At 40.3% G+C, this 7,270-nt stretch carries 6 protein-coding genes; all 6 read left to right on the forward strand.

The genetic code is table 11. The features are described 5' to 3' along the window. Nucleotides 1-18: 18 nt before the first annotated feature. Complete coding sequence (locus SMIDD28_RS05380) at nucleotides 19-411, forward strand: conjugal transfer protein (RefSeq protein ID WP_000723888.1); 393 nt, start codon at nucleotides 19-21, stop codon at nucleotides 409-411. Beyond that, a complete protein-coding gene (locus SMIDD28_RS05385) occupies nucleotides 395-2,842 on the forward strand; it encodes a conjugal transfer ATPase TcpF (RefSeq protein ID WP_000331160.1) in 2,448 nt (815 codons plus the stop codon). The genes SMIDD28_RS05380 and SMIDD28_RS05385 overlap by 17 nt, the downstream gene beginning before the upstream one ends. Nucleotides 2,843-2,844: 2 nt before the next feature. Further along, the gene (locus SMIDD28_RS05390; protein WP_061425191.1) at nucleotides 2,845-5,022 is read left to right on the forward strand and encodes a CD3337/EF1877 family mobilome membrane protein; all 2,178 of its coding nucleotides are present in this window, start codon (nucleotides 2,845-2,847) and stop codon (nucleotides 5,020-5,022) included. Further along, nucleotides 5,019-6,020, forward strand: coding sequence for a bifunctional lytic transglycosylase/C40 family peptidase (locus SMIDD28_RS05395; RefSeq protein WP_000769868.1), 1,002 nt, complete (start codon nucleotides 5,019-5,021; stop codon nucleotides 6,018-6,020). The genes SMIDD28_RS05390 and SMIDD28_RS05395 overlap by 4 nt, the downstream gene beginning before the upstream one ends. Next, a complete protein-coding gene (locus tag SMIDD28_RS05400; protein WP_001224319.1) occupies nucleotides 6,017-6,949 on the forward strand; it encodes a conjugal transfer protein in 933 nt (310 codons plus the stop codon). Before SMIDD28_RS05395 ends, SMIDD28_RS05400 begins: the two co-directional genes overlap by 4 nt. A 244-nt stretch (nucleotides 6,950-7,193) precedes the next feature. Next, nucleotides 7,194-7,270: tetracycline resistance determinant leader peptide (locus SMIDD28_RS11875; protein WP_081103222.1), on the forward strand; the 77-nt coding region annotated here is incomplete at its 3' end.

Below are 7,270 nucleotides of genomic sequence, written 5' to 3' on the forward strand. Positions count from 1 at the left end.
TATGAAAGGATTGATTACATGAAGAAAATACGAAGCTATACCAGTATCTGGTCTGTGGAAAAGGTACTGTATTCTATCAATGATTTTAGACTTCCGTTTCCCATAACCTTTACGCAAATGACATGGTTTGTCGTGTCACTCTTTGCAGTGATGATACTTGGCAACTTGCCCCCTCTTTCCATGATAGAGGGAGCATTTCTCAAATACTTTGGGATTCCTGTGGCTTTCACATGGTTTATGTCTACAAAAACTTTTGATGGTAAAAAGCCTTATGGATTTTTGAAGTCTGTCATTGCTTATGCACTGCGACCAAAGCTGACCTATGCAGGAAAAAAAGTAACGCTTGGCAGAAACCAGCCACAAGAAGCCATTACAGCAGTTAGGAGTGAATTTTATGGCATATCCAATTAAATACATTGAAAACAATCTCGTCTGGAATAAAGACGGGGAATGTTATGCTTACTATGAGCTTGTTCCTTACAATTACTCATTTCTAAGTCCAGAACAGAAAATACAAGTGCATGATTCTTTCAGACAGCTTATCGCACAAAATCGTGATGGCAAAATTCATGCTTTACAAATCAGTACAGAATCCAGCATACGTTCTGCACAAGAGCGTTCCAAAAATGAAGTCACTGGCAAGCTCAAAGCGGTTGCCTATGACAAAATCGACCAACAGACAGACGCTTTAATATCCATGATTGGCGAAAATCAAGTGAACTACCGTTTCTTTATCGGCTTTAAGTTGCTTCTCAACGATCAGGAGTTTTCTATGAAAAGTCTTACCGTTGAAGCAAAAAATGCTTTGTCTGATTTTGTCTATGATGTGAACCATAAGCTGATGGGCGATTTTGTTAGTATGAGTAATGATGAAATCCTGCGTTTTCAGAAGATGGAAAAGCTCTTAGAAAATAAAATCTCTCGTCGTTTCAAAATCCGCAGGTTAGATAAGGACGACTTCGGCTATCTGATTGAACACCTTTACGGACAGACAGGCACTGCCTATGAAGAGTATGAGTACCATCTATCAAAGAAAAAGCTGGATAATGAAACGCTGATTAAATACTATGACTTGATTAAGCCTACTCGCTGTTTGGTGGAAGAAAAACAGCGATATTTGAAAATCCAGCAGGAAGATGAAACCGTCTATGTAGCTTACTTTACCATTAACAGCATTGTCGGAGAACTGGACTTCCCGTCCTCTGAAATCTTCTACTACCAGCAACAGCAATTTACATTCCCGATTGATACGTCAATGAATGTGGAAATTGTAGCGAATCGTAAAGCCCTATCTACTGTCCGCAATAAAAAGAAAGAACTGAAAGACTTGGATAACCACGCTTGGCAAAGTGATAATGAAACCAGCTCCAATGTGGCGGAAGCTCTGGAAAGTGTGAATGAGCTGGAAACCAATTTAGACCAAAGCAAGGAATCTATGTACAAGCTGTCTTATGTGGTAAGGGTATCAGCAAATGATCTTGACGAACTCAAACGTCGTTGTAATGAAGTGAAAGATTTTTATGACGATTTAAGCGTAAAACTGGTACGACCATTTGGGGATATGCTCGGCTTACATGAAGAATTTTTACCTGCCAGCAAGCGTTATATGAATGATTATATTCAATACGTGACCTCTGATTTCCTCGCTGGTTTAGGTTTTGGTGCTACTCAAATGCTGGGGGAAAATGAGGGGATTTATGTTGGCTACAGCTTAGATACTGGACGCAATGTCTATCTGAAACCTGCTCTTGCCAGTCAAGGGGTTAAGGGTTCAGTAACCAATGCGTTAGCGTCGGCTTTTGTTGGTTCGCTGGGTGGTGGTAAATCCTTTGCGAATAACCTTATCGTCTATTATGCGGTGCTTTATGGGGCACAAGCAGTGATTGTAGACCCAAAAGCAGAACGTGGCAGATGGAAAGAAACCTTGCCAGAGATTTCCCATGAAATCAATATCGTCACTCTGACTTCTGATGAGAAAAACAAAGGCTTACTTGACCCTTATGTGATTATGAAAAATCCCAAAGATTCTGAATCACTGGCTATTGATATTCTGACATTCCTTACGGGGATTTCCTCTCGTGATGGGGAACGCTTCCCAATCCTTAGAAAAGCCATTCGTGCAGTAACCAATAGTGAAGTACGAGGGTTGATGAAAGTGATTGAGGAATTACGGGTTGAGAATACGCCACTAAGTACCAGTATAGCCGACCATATCGAAAGTTTTACAGACTATGACTTTGCACATTTATTATTCAGTAATGGTTATGTGGAGCAGTCTATCAGCTTAGAAAAACAACTGAACATTATACAGGTTGCGGACTTGGTACTTCCCGACAAGGAAACTTCCTTTGAGGAATATACCACTATGGAGCTTTTATCCGTTGCTATGCTGATTGTCATTAGTACCTTTGCTTTAGACTTTATCCATACAGACCGAAGCATTTTCAAGATTGTAGATTTAGACGAAGCATGGAGCTTTTTACAGGTAGCACAAGGAAAAACACTATCTATGAAGCTGGTTCGGGCTGGTCGTGCTATGAACGCTGGGGTATATTTCGTGACCCAAAATACAGACGACCTCTTAGATGAAAAACTGAAAAATAACCTCGGCTTAAAATTTGCATTTCGTTCCACTGACCTTAACGAGATTAAAAAGACCTTAGCCTTTTTTGGTGTAGACCCAGAGGACGAAAACAATCAGAAGCGATTGCGTGATTTGGAAAACGGGCAATGCCTTATCAGTGATTTATATGGTCGTGTCGGTGTGATACAGTTCCACCCTGTATTTGAAGAACTGCTCCATGCCTTTGATACCAGACCACCTGTGCGAAAAGAGGTGTAAATGTGAAACCATCAATAGTAAACAGAATAAAATCAAACTGGACGCTGAAACGTCTAGGTAAAGTGGCAATGACAGTGGCTTTCACACTTGTGATTGCCATTTTTCTTTTAGCCATGCTGGGAACGGTGGTTCAAGCTGCGGGCTTGGTAGATGATACGGTCAATGTGGCAAATGAATACAGCCGATACCCACTTGAAAACTATCAACTGGATTTTTATGTGGATAATAGCTGGGGCTGGCTTCCGTGGAACTGGTCGGACGGGATTGGAAAACAGGTCATGTATGGACTATATGCCATTACCAATTTTATTTGGACAATCAGTTTGTATGTTTCCAATGCGACAGGTTACTTAGTACAGGAAGCCTATTCCTTAGACTTCATTTTCGCTACAGCAGATTCCATTGGTAAGAATATGCAGACCTTAGCTGGTGTGAGTGCAAACGGATTTTCAACAGAGGGTTTCTATGTTGGATTCCTCTTACTCTTGATTTTGGTTCTTGGGGTTTATGTTGCCTATACGGGACTGATAAAGAGAGAAACCACAAAGGCAATTCATGCCATTATGAATTTTGTGCTGGTGTTTATCCTATCGGCTTCCTTTATTGCCTACGCTCCCGACTACATTAAAAAAATCAATGACTTTTCATCAGACATCAGTAATGCCAGTTTATCACTTGGCACGAAGATTGTCATGCCCCATTCCGATAGTCAAGGCAAGGACAGCGTGGACTTAATCAGAGATAGCCTGTTTTCCATACAGGTTCAGCAACCGTGGCTACTGCTTCAATACAACAGTTCAGACATTGAAAGTATCGGTATTGACCGTGTGGAAAGCCTGCTCTCCACCAGCCCAGATTCCAACAATGGCGAAGACAGAGAAAAAATTGTTGCGGAAGAAATTGAAGACAGAAGCAATACCAATCTAACCATTACAAAGACCATTAACCGTTTAGGTACAGTCTTCTTCCTATTTGTCTTCAATATTGGGATTTCCATATTTGTATTCCTATTAACAGGAATCATGATTTTCTCGCAGGTACTTTTTATCATCTATGCTATGTTTCTGCCTGTGAGCTTTATTTTAAGCATGATTCCATCATTTGATGGTATGTCAAAACGAGCCATAACAAAGCTCTTTAATACCATTTTGACACGAGCTGGAATCACATTGATTATTACGACAGCATTTAGTATTTCAACCATGCTCTATACCTTATCGGCTGGTTATCCGTTCTTTTTGATTGCTTTTCTACAGATTGTGACCTTTGCAGGAATCTACTTCAAGCTGGGCGATTTAATGAGTATGTTTTCTCTACAGAGTAACGATTCTCAAAGTGTGGGAAGTCGTGTGATGAGAAAACCTCGTATGCTTATGCACGCTCACATGCACCGTCTACAGCGGAAACTTGGACGTTCCATGACTACTCTAGGGGCTGGGTCTGCCATTGTTACAGGTAAAAAAGGACAGTCGGGTTCGGGGAGTTCTGCAAGGACACAAGCAGATCACTCCCGACCAGACGGAAAGGAAAAATCAACACTTGGAAAACGTATCGGTCAAACCATCGGTACAGTAGCTGATACCAAAGACAGAATGGTAGACACTGCTAGTGGTTTGAAAGAACAGGTTAAAGATTTGCCGACCAATGCAAGATATGCAGTATATCAAGGAAAATCCAAAGTAAAAGAGAATGTCCGTGATTTAACCAGTAGTATTTCTCAAACCAAAGCGGACAGAGCCAGTGGACGCAAGGAACAGCAGGAACAAAGGCGAAAAACCATTGCGAAGCGTCGCTCTGAAATGGAACAGGTCAAACAGAAAAAACAGCCTGCTTCTTCTGTTCATGAAAGACCGACTACAAGACAAGAACAATATCATGATGAACAGACCTCAAAACAGTCTAATATTCAGACTTCATATAAGGAATCTCAACAAGCCAAACAAGAGCGTCCAGCAGTTAAGTCCGATTTTTCAAGTCCAAAAGTGGAACGCCAAGGCAATACCGTTCAAGAAAAAACCGTTCAAAAGCCAGCAACTTCAACCACTACAGCAGATAGAACTTCACAACGTCCAATCACAAAAGAACGTCCGTCTACTGTTCAAAGAGTACCACTACAAAATACAAGAAGTAGACCACCAATCAAAACCGCCACCATTAAGAAAGTCGGTAAGAAACCATGAAGTTGAAAACTTTAGTGATTGGTGGTTCTGGATTATTCTTGATGGTCTTCTCACTGCTTCTGTTTGTTGCCATTTTATTTTCAGATGAACAGGACAGCGGAATTTCCAATATTCATTATGGAGGTGTGAATGTTTCCGCAGAAGTGCTGGCTCATAAGCCTATGGTAGAAAAATATGCCAAAGAATATGGCGTTGAAGAATATGTCAACATACTTCTTGCGATTATACAGGTGGAATCGGGCGGTACTGCGGAAGATGTTATGCAGTCCTCGGAATCCCTCGGTCTTCCACCTAATTCATTGAGTACAGAAGAATCCATTAAGCAAGGTGTGAAGTATTTCAGTGAATTATTAGCCAGTAGCGAAAGGCTCAGTGTAGATTTAGAATCGGTTATCCAGTCCTACAATTATGGTGGTGGTTTCTTAGGGTATGTGGCTAATCGTGGAAATAAATATACCTTTGAACTGGCTCAAAGTTTCTCAAAAGAGTATTCAGGTGGCGAAAAAGTGTCTTACCCCAATCCCATAGCCATACCTATCAATGGGGGCTGGCGATACAACTATGGCAATATGTTTTATGTGCAACTGGTAACGCAGTATCTTGTCACAACAGAGTTTGATGATGATACGGTACAAGCCATCATGGACGAAGCACTGAAATATGAGGGCTGGCGATACGTTTACGGTGGAGCTTCCCCGACTACTTCTTTTGATTGTAGCGGACTGACACAATGGACGTATGGAAAAGCTGGAATTAACTTACCACGAACCGCACAACAGCAATATGATGTGACCCAGCATATCCCACTATCGGAAGCACAAGCTGGCGATTTGGTTTTCTTTCATTCTACCTATAACGCTGGCTCTTATATTACTCATGTTGGGATATACCTTGGCAATAACCGTATGTTTCATGCAGGCGACCCAATCGGTTATGCCGACTTAACAAGCCCCTACTGGCAACAGCATTTAGTGGGAGCAGGACGAATCAAACAATGAGAAAGGAAGATTTAATGATGAAATTTAGAAAAAATCAGAATAAAGAAAAACAGATACCAAAGGAAAAGAAACCTCGTGTCTATAAGGTCAATCCTCATAAAAAGGTTGTGATTGCCTTGTGGGTACTTTTAGGGCTTAGTTTCAGCTTTGCGATATTCAAGCACTTTACAGCTATAGATACTCATACTATTCACGAAACAACTATCATAGAAAAGGAATACGTTGATACTCATCATGTAGAAAATTTTGTAGAGAACTTTGCGAAAGTCTACTATTCATGGGAGCAATCCGATAAGTCCATTGATAATCGAATGGAAAGTCTAAAAGGCTATCTGACAGATGAACTTCAAGCTCTCAATGTTGATACAGTACGCAAAGATATTCCTGTATCGTCTTCTGTAAGAGGATTTCAGATATGGACGGTAGAGCCAACTGGCGACAATGAGTTTAATGTAACCTACAGTGTAGACCAGCTCATTACAGAGGGAGAAAATACAAAGACCGTCCACTCTGCTTATATAGTGAGTGTCTATGTAGATGGTTCTGGAAATATGGTACTGGTTAAGAATCCGACCATTACCAACATACCTAAGAAATCAAGTTATAAACCAAAAGCCATTGAAAGTGAGGGGACGGTTGATTCCATTACAACCAATGAAATCAATGAGTTTTTAACGACGTTCTTCAAGCTCTATCCTACAGCGACAGCCAGTGAACTTTCCTACTATGTGAATGACGGGATATTAAAACCAATCGGAAAAGAGTACATCTTTCAAGAACTGGTAAATCCTATTCACAATCGTAAGGATAATCAAGTCACGGTATCGCTGACAGTGGAGTATATCGACCAGCAGACCAAAGCAACGCAGGTATCTCAATTTGATTTGGTACTTGAAAAGAACGGGAGTAATTGGAAGATTGTAAAATAACAAATATTGGTACATGATTACAGATACTTTGTAATCATGTACTCTTTTTGATAAAAAATTGGAGATTCCTTTACAAATATGCTCTTATGTGCTATTATTTAAGTGACTATTTAAAAGGAGTTAATAAATATGCGGCAAGGTATTCTTAAATAAACTGTCAATTTGATAGCGGAAACAAATAATTAGATGTCCTTTTTTAGGAGGGCTTAGTTTTTTGTACCCAGTTTAAGAATACCTTTATCATGTGATTCTAAAGTATCCAGAGAATATCTGTATGCTTTGTATACCTATGGTTATGCATAAAAATCCCAGTGATAAAAG

It is taken from the genome of Streptococcus mitis (assembly GCF_001579045.1).
GTDB lineage: Bacteria > Bacillota > Bacilli > Lactobacillales > Streptococcaceae > Streptococcus > Streptococcus mitis_D.